The 16,992-nt window shown below is 67.5% G+C and carries 15 protein-coding genes; 6 read left to right on the forward strand and 9 right to left on the reverse strand.

Annotated features, from left to right (window positions below):
• Positions 1–12 precede the first annotated feature (12 nt).
• Positions 13–3,570, reverse strand: coding sequence for an indolepyruvate ferredoxin oxidoreductase family protein (locus tag AC1RLU_RS18195; RefSeq protein ID WP_492797271.1), 3,558 nt, complete (start codon positions 3,568–3,570; stop codon positions 13–15).
• Positions 3,571–3,885: 315 nt separating this feature from the next.
• Here AC1RLU_RS18195 and AC1RLU_RS18200 point away from each other — a divergent pair, with 315 nt between their 5' ends.
• Positions 3,886–4,530 (forward strand): DUF1007 family protein, encoded by a 645-nt coding sequence (locus AC1RLU_RS18200; protein ID WP_492797273.1) that lies wholly within the window; start codon positions 3,886–3,888, stop codon positions 4,528–4,530.
• The gene (locus AC1RLU_RS18205; protein WP_492797274.1) at positions 4,521–5,543 is read left to right on the forward strand and encodes a nickel/cobalt transporter; all 1,023 of its coding nucleotides are present in this window, start codon (positions 4,521–4,523) and stop codon (positions 5,541–5,543) included. The genes AC1RLU_RS18200 and AC1RLU_RS18205 overlap by 10 nt, the downstream gene beginning before the upstream one ends.
• A 119-nt stretch (positions 5,544–5,662) precedes the next feature.
• On the opposite strand, the gene AC1RLU_RS18210 is transcribed toward AC1RLU_RS18205, so the two are convergent.
• The 5 genes from AC1RLU_RS18210 to AC1RLU_RS18230 are packed head-to-tail and all read right to left on the reverse strand — an operon-like array spanning position 5,663 to position 10,120.
• Positions 5,663–6,052, reverse strand: coding sequence for a nitrile hydratase accessory protein (locus AC1RLU_RS18210; RefSeq protein WP_492797275.1), 390 nt, complete (start codon positions 6,050–6,052; stop codon positions 5,663–5,665).
• The gene (gene nthB, locus AC1RLU_RS18215; RefSeq protein WP_492797276.1) at positions 6,039–6,698 is read right to left on the reverse strand and encodes a nitrile hydratase subunit beta; all 660 of its coding nucleotides are present in this window, start codon (positions 6,696–6,698) and stop codon (positions 6,039–6,041) included. The genes AC1RLU_RS18210 and nthB overlap by 14 nt, the downstream gene beginning before the upstream one ends.
• A complete protein-coding gene (nthA, locus tag AC1RLU_RS18220) occupies positions 6,695–7,318 on the reverse strand; it encodes a nitrile hydratase subunit alpha (RefSeq protein WP_492797278.1) in 624 nt (207 codons plus the stop codon). Before nthA ends, nthB begins: the two co-directional genes overlap by 4 nt.
• A gap of 12 nt (positions 7,319–7,330) precedes the next feature.
• Entirely contained in the window at positions 7,331–8,527 is a 1,197-nt protein-coding gene (locus AC1RLU_RS18225) for an amidase (RefSeq protein ID WP_061965953.1), read from the reverse strand.
• Between the two features lie 3 nt (positions 8,528–8,530).
• Positions 8,531–10,120 carry a gamma-glutamyltransferase family protein gene (locus AC1RLU_RS18230; protein ID WP_492797280.1) on the reverse strand — a complete coding sequence of 530 codons (1,590 nt, stop codon included), beginning with the start codon at positions 10,118–10,120 and terminating at the stop codon, positions 8,531–8,533.
• 130 nt (positions 10,121–10,250) lie between these two features.
• Between AC1RLU_RS18230 and AC1RLU_RS18235 the strand changes: the two genes are divergently transcribed.
• Positions 10,251–10,490 carry a hypothetical protein gene (locus tag AC1RLU_RS18235; RefSeq protein ID WP_061965956.1) on the forward strand — a complete coding sequence of 80 codons (240 nt, stop codon included), beginning with the start codon at positions 10,251–10,253 and terminating at the stop codon, positions 10,488–10,490.
• A gap of 18 nt (positions 10,491–10,508) precedes the next feature.
• On the opposite strand, the gene AC1RLU_RS18240 is transcribed toward AC1RLU_RS18235, so the two are convergent.
• The 3 genes from AC1RLU_RS18240 to AC1RLU_RS18250 form a co-directional block, all read right to left on the reverse strand.
• Complete coding sequence (locus AC1RLU_RS18240; protein ID WP_492797282.1) at positions 10,509–10,874, reverse strand: DUF1850 domain-containing protein; 366 nt, start codon at positions 10,872–10,874, stop codon at positions 10,509–10,511.
• Positions 10,871–13,015 (reverse strand): TRAP transporter permease, encoded by a 2,145-nt coding sequence (locus AC1RLU_RS18245; protein ID WP_492797283.1) that lies wholly within the window; start codon positions 13,013–13,015, stop codon positions 10,871–10,873. Before AC1RLU_RS18245 ends, AC1RLU_RS18240 begins: the two co-directional genes overlap by 4 nt.
• Before the next feature lie 175 nt (positions 13,016–13,190).
• Positions 13,191–14,156, reverse strand: a complete 966-nt coding sequence (locus AC1RLU_RS18250) for a TAXI family TRAP transporter solute-binding subunit (RefSeq protein ID WP_113586852.1) — start codon at positions 14,154–14,156, stop codon at positions 13,191–13,193.
• A 207-nt stretch (positions 14,157–14,363) separates the two neighbouring features.
• Here AC1RLU_RS18250 and AC1RLU_RS18255 point away from each other — a divergent pair, with 207 nt between their 5' ends.
• The 3 genes from AC1RLU_RS18255 to aztA are packed head-to-tail and all read left to right on the forward strand — an operon-like array spanning position 14,364 to position 16,970.
• Positions 14,364–16,013 (forward strand): OpgD/OpgG family glucan biosynthesis protein, encoded by a 1,650-nt coding sequence (locus AC1RLU_RS18255; RefSeq protein ID WP_492797286.1) that lies wholly within the window; start codon positions 14,364–14,366, stop codon positions 16,011–16,013.
• 60 nt (positions 16,014–16,073) lie between these two features.
• The gene (locus AC1RLU_RS18260; RefSeq protein WP_492797288.1) at positions 16,074–16,223 is read left to right on the forward strand and encodes a hypothetical protein; all 150 of its coding nucleotides are present in this window, start codon (positions 16,074–16,076) and stop codon (positions 16,221–16,223) included.
• A 12-nt stretch (positions 16,224–16,235) separates the two neighbouring features.
• Positions 16,236–16,970 carry a zinc ABC transporter ATP-binding protein AztA gene (aztA, locus tag AC1RLU_RS18265; RefSeq protein ID WP_061965964.1) on the forward strand — a complete coding sequence of 245 codons (735 nt, stop codon included), beginning with the start codon at positions 16,236–16,238 and terminating at the stop codon, positions 16,968–16,970.
• The last annotated feature ends 22 nt before the right edge of the window (positions 16,971–16,992 follow it).

Here is a 16,992-nt window from a genome sequence, read left to right on the forward strand (position 1 = left end):
AAGCTCCTTGCCTCATTCGGCAGCCTGCGGCAGTGCGGCGTCAGAGCCACCCTCGCGCAACTGCCCAAGCAGCATCGCCTCCTCAGCCTTCGCCGCCTTGAGATGCCGCTCCTTGACGTGACCGAAGCCGCGGATTTTCTCCGGAATCGCGGCCAATGCCACGCAAAACGCATGGTTCTCGGGCGTGAGCCGGGTCAGCAATTCGTTCAGCAGCACTTCGTAATCCGCGATCAGCCGGCGCTCGGTACGGCGTTCGGCGGTATAGCCGAAGAGGTCGAGAGCCGTGCCGCGCAGGCCCTTGAGCTTCGCCAGCACCGAGAAGGCGCCCATCATCCAGGGGCCGAAGCTCAGCTTGCGGGGCAAGCCTGTATTCGGATCGCGCCGGGCCAGCAACGGCGGGGCGAGGTGGAACTCATAGCGCAGCGGCTTCCCCTCGCTGCCCTCGGCCTCGAAAGTCGCGGCGACCTGCTTGCGGAAGGCGCCGTCGCTGTAGAGCCGGGCAACCTCGTACTCGTCCTTGTAGGCCATCAGCTTGAACAGGTTGCGGGCGACGGCCTCGCTCAGCGCGCTCTGGCCGGGCATGACCGCCGCTTCCCGCGTTTGCGCACGGGCGACGAGATGGCGATAACGCGCCGCATAGGCCGCATTCTGATAGGCGGTGAGAAAGGCGACGCGGCGCTCGATGATCTCTTCCAGCGTCTGCGAGAGCTGGCGTGCGGGCGTTGCCGCCTTGCTTTGCGACAGGAGGCCGGCGAGCGCTTCGGGGGCATGCGCGGCGCGGCGGCCGAGCTCGAACGCCTGCTTGTTCATGGCGACGGCCTCGCCATTGAGCTCGATCGCCCTGAGCAGGGCCTCGCGGGAGAGCGGCACGGCGCCAAGTTGCCAAGCATGGCCGAGCATGAACATGTTGGCGGCGATGGCATTGCCGAGGAAGGCGACCGCTGCTGCCGTCGCGTCTAGGAAGTGCGTCTGCTCGCGGCCGGCGGCCGAGAGGATCGCGCGTTTCAGGCGCTCGGTCGGCAGCGAGAAATCGGCGTTGCGGGTGAAATCGCCCGGCAGGCTCTCGGCCGTGTTGACGATGACCGTGCCGCGCTCCGGCCGGATCGCGCCGAGCACCTTCTTCGAGCCGGTGACGGTGAGGTCGCAGCCCAGCACGAGATCGGCCTGCCCGGCGGTGACGCGGATGGCGTGGATATCGTCCGGATGCGGCGCGAGTTTCACATGGCTGAAGACGGCGCCGCCCTTCTGGGCGAGGCCGGCCATGTCGATCATGCCGCAACCCTTGCCTTCGAGATGCGCGGCCATGCCGAGAATGGCGCCGATGGTGACGACGCCGGTGCCGCCGACGCCGGTGACGATCACCGCGAAGCTGCGGTCGAGCGCCGGCACGAACGGCTCCGGCAGCTCGCTTTCGCCGAGCGCCGCGGCATCGAGCCGGAGCGGATCGGCCTTCTTCGGCTTCGCGCCGTGGACCGTGACGAGGGACGGGCAGAAGCCCTTCACGCAGGAAAAATCCTTGTTGCAGTTCGACTGGTCGATCTGGCGCTTGCGGCCGAATTCGGTTTCCAGCGGCTGCACCGAGACGCAGTTCGATTGCACGCCGCAATCGCCGCAGCCCTCGCAGACCAGCTCGTTGACGATCACGCGCTTGTCCGGGTCGGGATAGGCCCCACGCTTGCGGCGCCTGCGCTTCTCGGTGGCACAGGTCTGGTCGTAGAGCAGCAACGAGACGCCGGAGGTTCCGGCGAGCTCGCGCTGGACGGCGTCGAGCTCGTCGCGATGATGCAGGGTGGTGCCGGCCGGCCACTGCGTGCCGGGCGGATATTTGCCGGGGTCGTCGCTGACGACGGCGATGCGCTGCACCCCTTCGGCTGCGACCTGCCTTGCCATCTGGTCGGGCGAGAGATGGCCTTCGGCCTGCTGGCCGCCGGTCATGGCCACCGCATCGTTGTAGAGCAGCTTGTAGGTGAGGGTGACGCCGCTCGCGACGGCCCAGCGAATCGCGAGCGAACCGGAATGGGTATAGGTGCCGTCGCCGAGATTCTGGAAGACATGGCCGCGCTTCGAGAACGGCGCCTCGCCGACCCAGTTGGCGCCTTCGCCGCCCATCTGGGTGAAGCCCGCCGTGTCGCGGTCCATCCACTGCACCATGTAGTGGCAGCCGATGCCGGCATAGGCGCGCGACCCCTCGGGCACGATTGTCGAGGAATTATGCGGGCAGCCCGAGCAGAAATAGGGCGTGCGCCTCGCGATTTCCTGCGCCTCGGCGAGGCGTCCCTGCGCCGCGGCGATCTCCTCCAGCCGGGCGCGCAAGGCAGGGTCGTCGCGGTATTGCAGCAGGCGGCCGCCCAATGCGATCGCGATATCGTTGGGGTCGAGTGCGCCATGGACCGGGAAGAGCCAGTCGCCGGTCTCATCCTTCTTGCCGATGACCATCGGCTGGTGCGCGGCGCCGTAAAGCTCCTCGCGAACCTGCACCTCGATCAGCGAGCGCTTCTCCTCGACGACCATGATCAGGTCTAGTCCATCAGCGAAGGCCTTCAGCTCGGCCGGGTCGATCGGCCAGGGGCAGGCGAGCTTGAACAGGCGGATGCCGAGATCATTGGCGCGGACCTCGTCGATGCCGAGATCGGCCAGTGCCTGCTGCACGTCGAGATAGGATTTGCCGACGGTTGCGATGCCGATGCGCGGCGTCTTGCCGCCCTGGGTAACGATGCGGTTCAGTTTGTTGGCGCGCAGATAGGCCAGCATCGCATCGCGCTTGTAGAGATGCATCCGGCGTTCCTGCTCGACGAAATCGAGCTCTCGGCGGATCGCGAGGCCGCCGGGCGGCGGGGTGTAATCGGTGGGCGTGACGATGGCGACGCGGTCGAGCGAGCCATCGATCGATGCGGTCGATTCGATGTTGTCCTTGACGCATTTGATGCCGACCCAGACCGAGGCGAAGCGCGAGAGCGCGATGCCGTGCAGGCCGTAATCGATGATCTCCTGCACGCCGGCCGGGTTGAGGATCGGCATCATCCGGTCGACCAGCACGAATTCGGTCTGGTGGGCGTTGGTCGAGGATTCCGCGGTGTGGTCGTCGCCCATCAGGCAGATCACGCCGCCCTTGGGATCGGTGCCGGCCATGTTGCCGTGGCGGAAGACGTCGCCGGAGCGATCGACGCCCGGGCCCTTGCCGTACCAGAGCGCGAAGACGCCGTCGTGCTTGCCCTCGCCGCTCAGGCCCGCCTGCTGCGTGCCCCAGATCGCGGTCGCGGCGAGGTCCTCGTTGAGGCCCGGCTGGAAGACGATGTTCGCGGCCTTGAGGGGCTTGGACGCCCGCATCAATTGCTGGTCGAGGCCGCCGAGCGGGGAGCCGCGATAGCCGGAGACGAAGCCCGCCGTATCGAGCCCGGCCTGCCGGTCGCGCTCGCGCTGCATCAGCAGCATGCGGGCGACGGCTTGTGTGCCGGTGAGGAAGACCTCGCGCTTGTCGAGATCGTATTTGTCGTCGAGCGCGACCTCGCGCAGTCCGGCTTGGCGCAGCGCGCCCGCCTCGGTGTCGGATTTCCGTGGTGTCTCGGCCATGTTCGGCCTCCCGGATCGTCGTTCCCGCCGACGGGCCGGTAGTCCCGGCCTCATGCTTTGCCGTCTCCGCGGCGAATATGTCAGCAAGGCTGACATATCGACCGGGGGCGGTCAATTGATCTGGTATCATTCCAGTTTTCGAGGCGGGGTCCAGCGGTTTGCGGGAACGGCCGCTGTGCGCCACGGGAGGAGCGCCGCGATTTGGCCCCGTTTGGCAGGGATGGCTGTCGCAGCGATCAGGCGTGACGAAGCGCCCGTTGACGATCGCTTAACCATGATCCACGCAGACCCACGGGGATCACGGAGGGTTCGCCTTTGACGCGACGCGCGCATCTTACGGCCCTTTTCGGGCTCCTGCTGGCAGCCATCGCGGCCGGGCCGGCGGCAGCGCATCCGCATGTCTTCGTCAATGCCAAGGCGGAAATCGTCTTCACGGCCGATGGATCGGTGCAGGCGATCCGGCACCATTGGAGCTTCGATGAGGCCTATTCGGCCTATATCACGCAAGGCCTCGACAAGAACGGCGACGGCAAGCTGACCTCGGACGAGCTGGCCGAACTCGCCAAGATCAATGTCGAATCGCTGCCCGATGTCGAGTTCTTCACCGCCGCCAAGCTCAACGGCCGCAAGCAGGAATTCGGCACGCCCGGCGAGCAGGTCATGTCCTACGCCGACAAGGTGCTGACGCTGGTCTTCACGCTGCCGCTGAAGAGCCCGGCGAAGGCGCGCTCCTTCGGCATCGAGATCGGCGACCCCACCTATTTCGTCGCCTTCGACATCGTCGACGCGCCCGATGCGGTAGTCACCAAGGGTGCGCCGCAGGGCTGCGTGGTGCGGGTCAATCGTCCACCCAAGCTCGATGACGCCACCCAGAAGCGCCTCGCCGAGGCCGATATCACCGCGACGCCCGATGTCAGTGGGCTCGAGGTGACGACACGGGCGCTGGTGGCATGTCCGTGACATCGGCCGAGACAGCGCATCCGGCCGCTGCCACGCTGTCGCGGCGCCTGATCGCCTTTGCGCTGGCGCTGTTGCTGGTCGGGGGCGTGGTTGCGCTGCTCGCCCTGCTGATCGCGAGCATCAGCCCGCCGCCTCCGCCCCCGCCGCGCAATCCCTTCGGCACGGCCTTGCCGCGCGAGGCCTTGCCCTCCACCACCGGTTTCGGCGCGGTGCTGATCGCCTGGCAGTCGAGTTTCTATCGCGAATTGACGGCGACGCTGAAGGCGATCGCGACCGCGCCGGCCGCGCTCTGGGGGCTGCTCGGGCTCTCCTTCGGCTATGGCGTCTTCCATGCGGCCGGGCCCGGTCACGGCAAGGCGGTGATCTCCGGCTATATCGTCGCCGACAACCGCAGCCTGAAGCGAGGCTTGGCCTTAAGCTTTGCTGCCGCACTCCTGCAGGCCTTGGTCGCGATCGCGATCGTGAGCGTGGCGACGCTGCTGCTGCGGGTGACCGCGATGCAGATGAACGCCGCGACGACCGTGATCGAGCAGGGCAGCTTCCTGCTGGTCGCACTGGTGGGGCTCTTGATGCTCTGGCGCAAGGCGGGTGCGCTGGTCCGGCTGGAAGCGGGCGGGGCGCATGATCCGGCGGCTTGCGACCATGTCCATATGCCCGATGCCGAGCAGGTCTCGCGGCTCGCCGGCTGGCGCGACATGGCCGGCGTCGTCGTCGCGGCCGGTGCAAGGCCTTGCGCGGGGGCGCTGATCATCCTCGTCTTCGCCAATGCGCAGGGGCTGTTCTGGGCCGGCATCGCCGCGACCTTCGCGATGGCTTTGGGCACGGCGCTCACCACCGGGGCGCTGGCGGCCTTCGCCGTCTTCTTCAAGTTCGCCGCACTGAAATTCGCCGGCGGTGGCAGCCTGCGCTCGGCCCGCCTGATCGCCGGGCTCGAATTGCTGGCAGCCGCCTTCGTCGCCGTGCTCGGCGCGGCGCTGTTCACCGGTCTCTGGATCGGCGGCGCGGGGAGCTGATCCTGTCATTGCGAGCGTAGCGAAGCAATCCAGGAGGACTGGGTCGAAGCGTTTCACCCGGTCTCCCTGGATTGCTTCGTCGCTTCGCTCTTCGCAATGACGACGAGGGTGAACCCGGCTTATGCGGTACGTAGCGGGTCGTTCTCCAGCAGGATCGGCTTGCCATGCGGCGTCGCTTCGGCGGCGCGGGCCCATGAGGCGGCGAGCGCGTCGACGCCGTCATGGGAGGTGAGCCCCTTCGCGATCAGCAGGTGCTCCAGCGCCTCGCACCAGCGCTCGTAATAGTCAGAGCCGTCCTTGCAGCCGCCAGCCGCGAGCGCTTCGCGGATTTCGGCACCGAGCGCCTGCGCCCATTCCTCGGCGGTGAAGACGCCCTTGTTCTGGAGTTCGACGACCAGCGCGAATGCCTGGGCCTGCCAGGGTTCGGCGAAGATCGGTCCCTCGGCATCGCGCGGGATCGGGGTGTCGGCGGCCAATGCCGCCGACAGATCGGTCTCAGGCCGGCTCAAGATAGCTCTCCCAGGCCTCGATGCTGACGGTTGATTTCAGATCGGCGTCGCGGCCCCAGAGCTCGCGGCCGTCGAAGACCACCGTGTAGAGCCATTGCGCCGTCTCGGGCTGCCCCTGCGCACCCGTGTCGGGGAAGACATGGCAGCCGATGATGCGCTCGACCACGCCGGTCTTGCCGCGGGCATAGCGCGGCAGGCGGGTATGGTGCTGCGGATGCATCACGATGGTGCGGACCCTGTCGCCGACCGCAAAGCGGGCCGGCGCCTCGGCCTTGCGCTCATAGGGGAAGCCGCGCCGCAGGACACCGGCGACCTCCTCGCCCTTGAGCACGCGCTTGGGCTCGCGGCGTTCGGGGACCGGCCTGCCGTTGGCGAGTTCGTCCGTGCTCAGGAAGCCGTGCTTGACCAGAACCTTGTCGAGGGCGGCGAGCCAGATCTCGTAATAGGTCGAGGAGAGATACTGCGCCGGCGGCAGGCTCTCGCGGGCATGGCGGATCTCGTCGATCGACCAGGCACCCATCGCGCCGGCCGCAACATTGATCGCGAGCACGCGCTTTTCCCAGTCGCCATGGAAGACCGGCTCGTTCGGCTCGGGAACGACCGGCCCGAAACCCATCTGGCCGCCGAGATCATGGGCGCTGTTCATGCGGCGTCCTCCACGCGAGGAAGGCCGGTGCCGATCATGGAATCGCGGGAGACGATGCTGGCGAGCTTCTCCTCGCTCCAGCCCTCGGTGCCGGCGGGCCGCATCGGGATGACGATGAAGCGGGTCTCGGCGGTCGAGTCCCAGACGCGGACGCGCTGGTTCTCCGGCAGCGTCACGCCGAAATCGGCGATGGTGCCGCGCGGGTCGATCACCGCCTTGGCGCGATAGGGCGGGGATTTGTACCAAACCGGCGGCAGTCCGAGCACCGGCCACGGATAGCAGGAGCAGAGGGTGCAGACGATGAGGTTGTGCTGCTCGGGCGTGTTGAAGCAAGCGACGATATGCTCGCCGCCGCGTCCGCCATAGCCGAGTTCGCCGACCGCCGCCGTGCCGTCCGCTTTCAGGCGCTCGGCGAAGGCCGGATCGGTCCAGGCCCTGGCGACGATGCGGGCGCCGTCGCGCGGGCCGATCCTGGTCTCGTAGGTGTCGATGATCGCGTCGAGCGCAGCCGGATCGACATAGCCCTTCTGGACCATCAGCGTTTCCAGAGCCTTCACCCGCGCTTCGATGGCGGTGAAGTGGTTGTCGTGGTCGTGATCGTGGTGGTGATGTCCGCTCATGGCGGTCTCCTCTCAGGCGATCCGGATGCGGGCGGCGCGCTCATAGCGCACCGCGAAGGCGACGAGCGAGCGGTCGGAGCCCTTCGGTCCGATCAGCGACAGGCCGAGCGGGGCGCCCTCGCGCTGCGCCACGGGAATCGTGATCTGCGGGAAGCCGGACAAGCCCGCAAGACAGAGCAGGCGCAGCGCCCGGTTGCGGAAATCCTCCAGCTCGGGCTCCTTCGCCGCGATCAGCGGCGCGATATCCGGCATGGTCGGCAGGATCAGCACGCCATCCTGGCCGAGCAGGCGCGAAAGCCTGGTGCGGACGGATTTCCGGGTGGATTCGCCCTTGGCATATTCGGAGTCGGTCACCGCCTTCGAGAAGGCGAAGCGCTCCTTCACGCCGGGCCCGAGCGGGGGGCTGAAGCGTTCGATCATCGGGCCGTCCGAAGCCCAAGCTTCGCGGCCCTGGATCCAGCGGAAGGCCCAGTAGAGCGGGTCGAGATCGCGGACGAGCTTGATGCCCTCGGGTTGGCCGAGCGCCGGAACCGTGCGCTGCACGACATTGCGCAGGATCGTCTCCGCCTCGGGCACGGCCTGGGCGAACATGTCGTCGGCCATCAGGAGGCGCGGCGCCTCCGGGAGTTCCGTCTTGTCGGGGCCGAACAGGACATTGGCGACGCGGGCGAAGGTCTCGCCGTCGCGAGCGAACCAGCCGGGCGTGTCGAGGCTTGCCGCGAGCGGCCAGGTGCGCTTCAGCGAGAGCCGGCCGTGGCTCGGCCGGATGCCGAAGAGGCCGCCATAGCTCGCCGGCGCGCGGACCGAGCCGCCGGTGTCCGATCCGAGAGCGATATCCGCGAGGCGCCCGGCGACCGCTGCCATCGAACCGCAGGAGGAGCCGCCGGTGATCCGGTCGGGCGCCGCCGGATTGATCGGCGAGCCGAAATGGGCGTTCTGGCCGTTCAGCGAGAAGGCGAGTTCGTCGGTATGGGTCTTGCCGACGAAGCGGGCGCCGGCCTTGAGCAGGTCCTTCACGATCGGGGCCGTCTTGGCTTTGATGCCGGACTGCGCCAGCACCAGCGGCGAGCCCGCCCCGGTCGGGTAGCCCTTGATGTCGAAGAGATCCTTCACCGCCAGCGTCAGCCCGGCGAGCGGGCCAGCGACGGCATGCTTCACCTCGGCGTCGGGGTAGGGAAGGAAGCAGCGGAACGGATCGTCGAAAGTCATGCGTCAGAGCCCCCTCGCATCGCCATCGGAACGCGGATCATGCACAGCTTCGACCTGGCCCCTGGCGTGCTTCACGAGCATGCCGGCATGGCCGAAGCCCTCGGAATAGGCGAGGCCGCTTTCCTCGACCGGATGGCCGGCGGCATCGAGCTGCTCCAGCAGCGACGGGTCGAATCGATCCTCGAACTTGAGGCTGGTCGAGCCCGCACCCCAGGTCTTGCCGAAGAGCCAGCGCGGTGCATCGACGGCCGTGGCGAGGTTCTGGCCGGCGCGGTAGCGCGTCAGGATCTGCGCCTGGAACTGCGGCTGGCCGTCGCCACCCATCGCGCCATAGGGCAGGACGCGCCCGTCATCGAAGCGGGCAAGCGCCGGGTTCAGCGTGTGGAAGGGTTTGCGGCCCGGAACCAGCGGATTGGTGGCGTTCTTGTCGAGCGAGAAGGAGACGCCGCGATTCTGCCAGTGGATGCCGGTCGCCGGCAGCACGCAGCCGGAGCCGTATTCCCAGTAGATCGACTGGATATAGGAGACTGCGAGGCCCTTGCCGTCGATGGCGCCCATCCAGACCGTGTCGCCGTCGCCATGGCGCAGCGGCAGCTTTGCAGCCCGCTTCATATCGATGGCGGCAGCCTCTCGGGCCAGCGCGGCCTCGGTCAGGAATTCGGTGGGCGGGTGGTCGAGCTCGGCCGGGTCGGTGACGTAGCGGTCTCGGATCGCGAAGGCGCGCTTCGTCGCCTCGATCAGGCCGTGATGATGCTCGAACGAGTCGAGCTTCCAGGGGCCGAGCCGCTCGAAGATGCCGAGGATCATCAGCGAGGCCAACCCTTGCGTCGGCGGCGGCAGGTTGGCGACGGTCAGACCGGGCAGCTTCAGCGAGAGGGGTGCGACGGAGCGTGCGTGATAGCGTTCGAGGTCGGTGCGCGTGACGGGGGCGCCGATGCGCTCCAGATCGGCGGCGATCTCGCGGCCGACATCGCCGCGGTAGAAATCGTCGAGGCCGGCATCGGCGAGCTGCTGCAGGGCGGCGCCGAGCGCCTCCGGCTTGCGGCGGGCGCCGGGCCCGGGCGGGGCGCCATCGATCCAGAAGCCGGAGAGGAAGCCGGGAGCGGCCTTCAGGGCCTCCAGTTCGTTCGGCTTGTTGCCCAATTCGGAATCCGAGACCGCATAGCCCTCGCGGCAATGCGCGATCGCATCGATCAGCAATTCCCGCAGCGGCATGCGGCCGCCGAGCGCGCGGGAGAGATCGAGGGCGAGCTGCCAGCCGCCGACGGCGCCGGCGACGGTCAGGGCCGCTTCCGGCCCGCGCGCAGGCAGGACGTCACAGCCCTTGCCGCGATAGCGCTCGATCGTGGCGAGCGAGCCGGCCGGGCCGCAGGCCTCGATGCCGTGCATCTTCCCGCCGGGCTCATGCACCAGCCAGAAGCCGTCGCCGCCGATGGCGTTCATATGCGGATAGACCACGGCGATCGTCGCGGCCATCGCGACCATGGCCTCGATGGCGTTGCCGCCTTCGGCCAGAACAGCCCGGCCCGCTTCGGAGGCGAGGCGGTGAGGGGCCGCCACGGCGGCGGAAGCGAAGACAGGCGTATCCAGCATCAGGACTTTTCAAGCGCGCAGATCGTGCCCATCTGGGCAAGGGGCGCGAATTTGTTGCATGGGGCGGCAAGCTCCGCTAGGTGCGTGGGGCGCATGACCGCTTGAGGTGCTCGCGCGAAGGAAGGACAGCATGGCCGGACGGCATACCAACTGGCGCAACCTGATCATGGTCACCTCGTTCGGGATTCTGATCGCGGTCGAGCTCCTCGGCGTGGCGCTGGCGGCTGGCTGGGCGCTGGCGGGCCTGTTCGAGCTCGGCACCATCTTCGAATACATCATGATGGCGATCTTCTCGGTCTTCGCGGCCTACGGCATCGTCAACCTGATGCGCCGCATGCTCAAGATCGAGCATCTGACCGAGGTCGATTGAGGCCTTCGGCCTTTCCTATCAATCGCAGACCTTCAGCGTGACCGGATCGGCATCCGCCGGGAGATAATCTCCCATGGGGCGGCAGCCCGATGACATGCAGATGCGCCAGTCGGCCGTTGCGCCCGAGCGGCGCATCACCACGTCCTTCAGCGGCGGCAGCGCCGGATGCCAGCGCCAGAAGCCACCCACGAGCTTCGCGCCATCGGGCGGATCCATGCCGGCGCCCGAGCCTTCGATCCGGGCCTCGACGATCTCCAGGCCGGCGGGCGTTTCCCGCCAGACCTCCTCCCAGAGCGTCTTCTGCACCGAATGGCGCCAGCCCAGCGTGATCTCGCCCGTGCCGAGCGCTACCACGAGCGCTCCGGCCGCGAGGCACAGGCTCATGCGACGGCCGTCTCTGCCTTGCGCGCGGCCAGCCAGTGCCGCCCGACGATGGCGATAGCCAGCGCATAGCCGAGCGGGTCGCTATAGGCGAACTCGCCGAAGAGCAGCACGGCGGCGCCGAAGCAGAGCACGCGCTCGATCACGGTCAGGCGCCCGAACAGCCAGCCGATCGCGACCATGCCGAAGAGGCCGATGGCGATGGTCGCCTTGAAGGTGGCGTAGACCACGGCCGGCCAGAAGCCGATGACGTTCGCCATCGGATCACCCTGCTGCAGCATCAGCGCCGGCGAATAGACGGCGATGAAGGGGATGACATAGCCCGCGAGCGCGACGCGCATCGCCTCCCAGCCGATCTTGTCCGGGTTCTCCTTGGCGATCGGTGCGGCGGCGAGCGCTGCCAGCGCTACCGGCGGCGAGAGGTCGGCCATGATGCCGTAGTAGAAGGCGAACATGTGGCTGACGATCAGCGGCACGCCGAGCTTTTCCAGTGCCGGGGCGGCCAGCGCGGCGACGATGATATAGGTCGGGATCGTCGGGATGCCGGTGCCGAGCAGGATCGACAGGATCATCGTCAGGATCAGGGCCAGGAACAGGCTGTGCTGGCCGAGCCCGATGATCCAGGCGCCGAAGGTGGTGCCGATGCCGGTCTGCGTCATCAGGCCGATAATGGTGCCGACGATGGCGCAGGCGATGCCGACGGGCAGCGCCGTCTTGGCGCTGTCGGCCAGCGCGTCGCGGCTGATCGCCAGCGTCGTGCGCCCGCCGAGCGTGAAGGCGTTGGCGAGGACCAGGACCGCGATCAACCCGGCGACGATGCGGATATCCATGCCCTCGCGGAAGAGCGCGGCGGCGATGAGCCCGAGCCCGACCCAGAAGATGATCCGCAGCGTGTGCGTGCTGAAGCCGGCCGTGATGCCGGCGCCAAGCAGGAGCCCGACGGTCAATGCCAGGCCCATCGTGCCGGCGAAGAGCGGCGTGAAGCCGTGGAACAGCATGAAGACCAGCACGGCGAGCGGCAGCGCCAGATACCAGCGCTCGCGCAGGGCCTTGAGCGGGCTCGGCAGCATGGAGCGCTCGATGCCCTTGAGGCCGTATTTGCCCGCTTCCAGATGCACCATCCAGAAGGCCGAGGCGAAATAGAGCACGGCAGGGATCGCAGCCGCCTTGACGATTTCGGCATAGGGCACGCCCAGCGTCTCGGCCATGATGAAGGCGACGGCGCCCATCACCGGCGGCATGATCTGGCCGCCCATCGAGGCCGTGGCCTCGACGCCGGCGGCGAAGGCGCGCCGATAGCCGAACTTGATCATCAGCGGAATGGTGAACTGGCCGACGGTGACGACATTGGCGACGCCGGAGCCGGAGATCATGCCCATCATGCCCGACGAGACCACGGCGACCTTGGCCGGGCCGCCGCGCGCGCCGCCGAAGAGGCCAAGCGAGACATCGTTGAAGAGGTGGATCATCCCCGCCTTTTCGAGGAAGGAACCGAAGACGATGAACAGGAAGATATAGGTCGCGGAGACGTAGATCGGCGTGCCGTAGAAGCCTTCCGTGCCGAAGGAGAGGTGGCCGATGATCTGGTCGAAGCCGTAGCCGCGATGGTTGAAGGGCGCGGGCAGATACTGGCCGAAGAACCAGTAGAGCAGGCAGACGCCGCACATGATCGGCAGGGCGTTGCCCATCAAACGGCGGGCCGCCTCGAAGATCAGCACGATCAGGAGCGTGCCGACGACGAGATCGAGCGTCGAGGGATCGCCGTCGCGCAGGATCAGGTCGGCGTAGAAAATCCACTGATAGAGGCCGATGCCGAAGCCGAGGATGCCGAGCGCCCAGCCAAGCAGGCGGCCGGGCGTGTCCTTGGCCCTGAAATTGGCGATGAGGCCGAAGGAGAGCAGCAGCAGGAAGCCGACATGGACGCCGCGCGCCGCCTGGCTCGGCAGGAAGTTCCAGGCGGAGACCGCAATCTGGAAGGCGGCGAAGGCGAGCGCCAGCGCATAGGCGAACAGGCCCCAGCCGCCGGGGCCGAAGCCGGGCGGGAAGCCATGCTCGAAATTATCCAGATCGGCGTGCTCGACCTCGCCCGGCTTCGCACCGGAGAGGGTTTCCAACTGGTCGGTTTCGGCGGCGGTGGTGGTCATCGTCCAGATCCTGCCGGTGCTCATATGTCATCCCGCACGCGCCGCGGCATGGAATGCCGCTGCGCAGATGCGGGATCGTTCTCAGGAGAAGGCGCCTTCTCGTCGTGAGGTCCCGTGTCTGCGCAGCAGCGTTTCACGCTGCGGCGCGCACGGGATGACACGCTTCATGCAGACGTCAGGACCCGACCTTCAGGCCCTTTTCCTTGAGATAGCGCGCGGCGCCCGGATGCAGCGGGACCGGCATGCCGTCGAGCGCCTTCTCCAGCTTGATCTCCTTGCCGGCTGCATGCGAGGCGGCGAGCTCGCCGAGATTCTCGAAGATCGCCTTCGTCATCTGGTAGACCAGCTCCTCCTTAACGCCCTCATGGGTGACGAGGTAGTTGACCACGGCAGCCGTGTTCACCGCCGCGCTCTGGCCGGTATAGGTATTGGCCGGGATCGGGGCGCTGATGAAGGGCGGGCCGGCCTTGTCGATGACGGCCTTCGGCACCTCGACGACATTGATCTCGACCGAGGTCGAGAGATCGCGCAGCGAGGCGACGCCGAGGCCGGCCGATTGCAGGGTCGCATCGAGCTGGCGGTTCTTCATCAGCTCGACCGACTCGGCGAAGGGCAGATACTCGATCTTGCCGAGGTCCTTGTAGGTGATGCCGGCGGCGGCGAGGATGGCGCGGGCGTTGAGCTCGGTGCCGGATTTCGGCGCGCCGACCGAGAGGCGCTTGCCCTTGAGATCGGCCAGCGTCTTGATGCCGCTCTCCTTCGAGGCGACGATCTGGACGTAGTTCGGGTAGATCGCGGTGACGCCGCGCAGCTTCTTCAGCGGCGCCTTGAAGCCGGCTTCCTCGTCGCCCTTCCAGGCGGCGTCGAGCGAATCGCCCAGCGTGAAGGCGATCTCGCCGCGGCCCTGCTGCAGCAGCACGAGATTCTCGACCGAGGCCTTGGTCGCCTGCACGGTCGGCCGGACGTTCTGGATCTTCTCGCCATAGATCTTCGAGAGCGCGACGCCCATCGGATAATAAACGCCGGAGGTGCCGCCGGTCAGGATGTTGATGAACTCCTGGGCGCTGGCGGTGACCGGCGCGGCGACCAGCGCAACGGCGGCGGCAAAGCCGGCAAGACGGCTGCGGAACTGTGCTTTCATGACATCTCCCTGAGGGTCGCTCCGGCTCATGCGGCCAGTTGTCGCGTTTTTAGAGCATGCTGAACCGGAAAGGGAAAGCGTTCGACAACAGGTGGCAGTCCGCCTTTAGCCCAAGGGCCGGACTGGTTTCGCCATGATCGGCTGCCTATCTCCGGTTTCGCACGGTCACTTCGCCATGGGCGGGCTGGCTGCGCTTCCGAGCAACGAATGACCAGGAACAACATGCAGGACCGCGCCGAGCAGGGTAGCAGCCAGGGGCTTCGCCTCGACCGACGGACTCTTCTCGCCGGCGCGGGCGCGACAGCGACGCTTGCCGCGCTCGGCTTTGCGCCGGAAGCCCTGGCGCAGCAGGGGCTCAAGCTCGGCGAAGCCAGGGATTTCAGCTTCGAAGCCCTGAAGGCGCGGGCGAAGGAGATGGCGGCCAAGCCCTATGAGGCGCCGCCGAATCCGCGGCCCGAGGTGATGCGGCGGATCGATTACGAGGCCCATGGCAAGATCCGGTTCAAGCCGGAGGCGGCGCTCTGGGCGAATGGTCCCTCGCCCTGGCCGGTGACCTTCTTCCATCTCGGCCGCTTCTTCCAGAAGCCGGTCAGGATGCATGTCGTCGATGACGGCACGGCGCGCGAGATCGTCTACGACGCCAGCTATTTCGAGATGCCCGTCAGCTCGCCGGCGCGCGAACTCCCCGCCGGAGCGGGCTTCGCCGGCTTCCGCCTCCAGGAAAGCCGCAGCGGCCATCCCGGACGCAACGGCGAGGCGCTCGACTGGAAGACGAACGATTGGGTCGCCTTTCTCGGTGCCTCCTATTTTCGCGCCATCGGCGAACTCTACCAGTACGGCCTGTCGGCGCGCGGCGTCGCGATCGACCCGGCGGTCTCCGGCAAGGCCGAGGAATTCCCCGATTTCACCCATATCTGGCTGGAAACCCCGCAGGCGGGCGCCGAACATGTCGTGGTCCATGCGCTGCTTTCAGGGCCGAGCCTGGCCGGCGCCTATCGCTTCCGCATGCATCGCGGCAAGGGCGTCACCATGGAGATCGAGACCGCGCTCAATCTGCGCAAGGACGTCTCGCGGCTCGGTATCGCGCCGCTGACCTCGATGTTCTGGTATTCCGAGACGGTCAAGCAGACGGCGGTCGACTGGCGCCCCGAGGTGCATGATTCCGACGGGCTCGGGCTCTGGACCGGTTCGGGCGAGCGCGCCTGGCGCTCCCTGAACAATCCCCCGCACACCATGGCCTCGTCCTTCGTCGACAGCGACCCGCGCGGTTTCGGGCTGATGCAGCGCGACCGCGAGACCGGGCATTATCTCGACGGCGTGCATTACGAGCGCCGCCCGAGCCTCTGGGTCGAGACGGACGGGCAGTGGGGCAGGGGCTCGGTGCAACTCATCGAGATCCCGACCGACGATGAGATCCACGACAATATCGTGGCGATGTGGGTGCCGGAGGCGCCAGCCAAGGCCGGCAACGCCTATAATTTCCGCTACACGCTGCATTGGCTCTCCGACGAGCCCTTCCCGACGAAGCTCGGGCGGGTCGTCGCGATGCGGCTCGGCAATGGCGGCCAGCCGGGGACGGCGCGGCCGCGGGGCGTGCGCAAGTTCATGGTCGAGTTCCTCGGCTCGGCGCTGGAGGCGATCCCCTTCGGCACGAAGCCGGAGGTGGTGCTCTCGACCTCGCGCGGCAGCTTCTCCTATGTCTTCACCGAAGCGGTTCCGGACGACGTCTCCGGCCATTGGCGCGCCCAGTTCGACCTCACCGTCGCCGGCAGCGAACCGGTCGAGATGCGCTGCTATCTCAAGGCGGGCGATACCGTGCTGACCGAGACCTGGCTCTACCAGTACCTGCCGTTCTGAGCGGGGACGGGCGCGGAATCGTGCTTGCTCCGGCGTGGGCGTAACATTATATCATTTCTTATGGCTCACGCGCACGCTCCTCACACGCATCGCGTCGCCTCGGAAGCTCCGGGGTGGTCGCTGCTGCGTCTGTCGGCGGGAACGCGCGTGGGATTGGCCGCTGTCGTCGTCGCCTTGCTCTGGCTGGCGACCCTGGCCGTGATCCTGTGATCGAGTAGCATCATGTCCGCCATCCGCCTGACCGACCTGACGCTGGGCTATGACCGCCATCCGGCGGTGCATCATCTCTCCGGCGAGATCGAGACCGGCAGTTTGACCGCCATCGTCGGGCCGAACGGCGCCGGCAAGTCGACCTTGCTCAAGGGCATTGCCGGGGCACTCGCGCCACTCTCGGGCGGCGTTGCGCTCGCCAGGGGCAAGCGGCTCGCCTATCTCCCGCAATCGGCCGATCTCGACCGCTCCTTCCCGATCCATGTCTACGATCTCGTCGCCATGGGCCTGTGGAACCGCGCCGGCATCTTCGGCCGGATCGGTGCGGGGGCCGCTCACAAGATCGAGCACGCCATCGCGGCCGTGGGACTCACAGGCTTCGAGCGCCGGCCGATCGGCACGCTCTCCGGCGGCCAGATGCAGCGGGCGCTTTTCGCGCGACTCCTGCTGCAGGATGCCGACGTGATCCTGCTCGACGAGCCCTTCACCGCGATCGATGCCCGCACCACCGCCGATCTGCTGGAGCTGGTGCGGCGCTGGCATGGCGAGAGCCGCACGGTCGTGGCCGTGCTGCACGATATCGAGACGGTCAGGCAGGCCTTCCCGCAGACGCTGCTGCTGGCGCGCGAGGCCGTGGCCTGGGGCGAGACCGCGACTGTGCTGACGCCCGAGAACCTGCTGAAGGCGCGACGCATGGTCGAGGCCTTCGACAGCCACGCCGTTCCCTGCCAGCGCGACGCCGCCTGATCCGCTCAAACAGGCCAAGCCG

It is taken from the genome of Allobosea sp. GW822-FHT05A11 (assembly GCF_058800455.1).

Coding starts and splice junctions, on each gene's coding strand:
- AC1RLU_RS18235 (WP_061965956.1), top strand. CDS start 10,251: ATGGCCGGACGGCATACCAACTGGCGCAACCTGATCATGGTCACCTCG.
- aztA (WP_061965964.1), top strand. CDS start 16,236: ATGTCCGCCATCCGCCTGACCGACCTGACGCTGGGCTATGACCGCCAT.
- AC1RLU_RS18240 (WP_492797282.1), bottom strand. CDS start 10,874: ATGAGCCTGTGCCTCGCGGCCGGAGCGCTCGTGGTAGCGCTCGGCACG.
- nthB (WP_492797276.1), bottom strand. CDS start 6,698: ATGAACAGCGCCCATGATCTCGGCGGCCAGATGGGTTTCGGGCCGGTC.
- nthA (WP_492797278.1), bottom strand. CDS start 7,318: ATGAGCGGACATCACCACCACGATCACGACCACGACAACCACTTCACC.
- AC1RLU_RS18230 (WP_492797280.1), bottom strand. CDS start 10,120: ATGCTGGATACGCCTGTCTTCGCTTCCGCCGCCGTGGCGGCCCCTCAC.
- AC1RLU_RS18225 (WP_061965953.1), bottom strand. CDS start 8,527: ATGACTTTCGACGATCCGTTCCGCTGCTTCCTTCCCTACCCCGACGCC.
- AC1RLU_RS18250 (WP_113586852.1), bottom strand. CDS start 14,156: ATGAAAGCACAGTTCCGCAGCCGTCTTGCCGGCTTTGCCGCCGCCGTT.
- AC1RLU_RS18255 (WP_492797286.1), top strand. CDS start 14,364: ATGACCAGGAACAACATGCAGGACCGCGCCGAGCAGGGTAGCAGCCAG.
- AC1RLU_RS18195 (WP_492797271.1), bottom strand. CDS start 3,570: ATGGCCGAGACACCACGGAAATCCGACACCGAGGCGGGCGCGCTGCGC.
- AC1RLU_RS18245 (WP_492797283.1), bottom strand. CDS start 13,015: ATGACCACCACCGCCGCCGAAACCGACCAGTTGGAAACCCTCTCCGGT.
- AC1RLU_RS18205 (WP_492797274.1), top strand. CDS start 4,521: ATGTCCGTGACATCGGCCGAGACAGCGCATCCGGCCGCTGCCACGCTG.
- AC1RLU_RS18260 (WP_492797288.1), top strand. CDS start 16,074: ATGGCTCACGCGCACGCTCCTCACACGCATCGCGTCGCCTCGGAAGCT.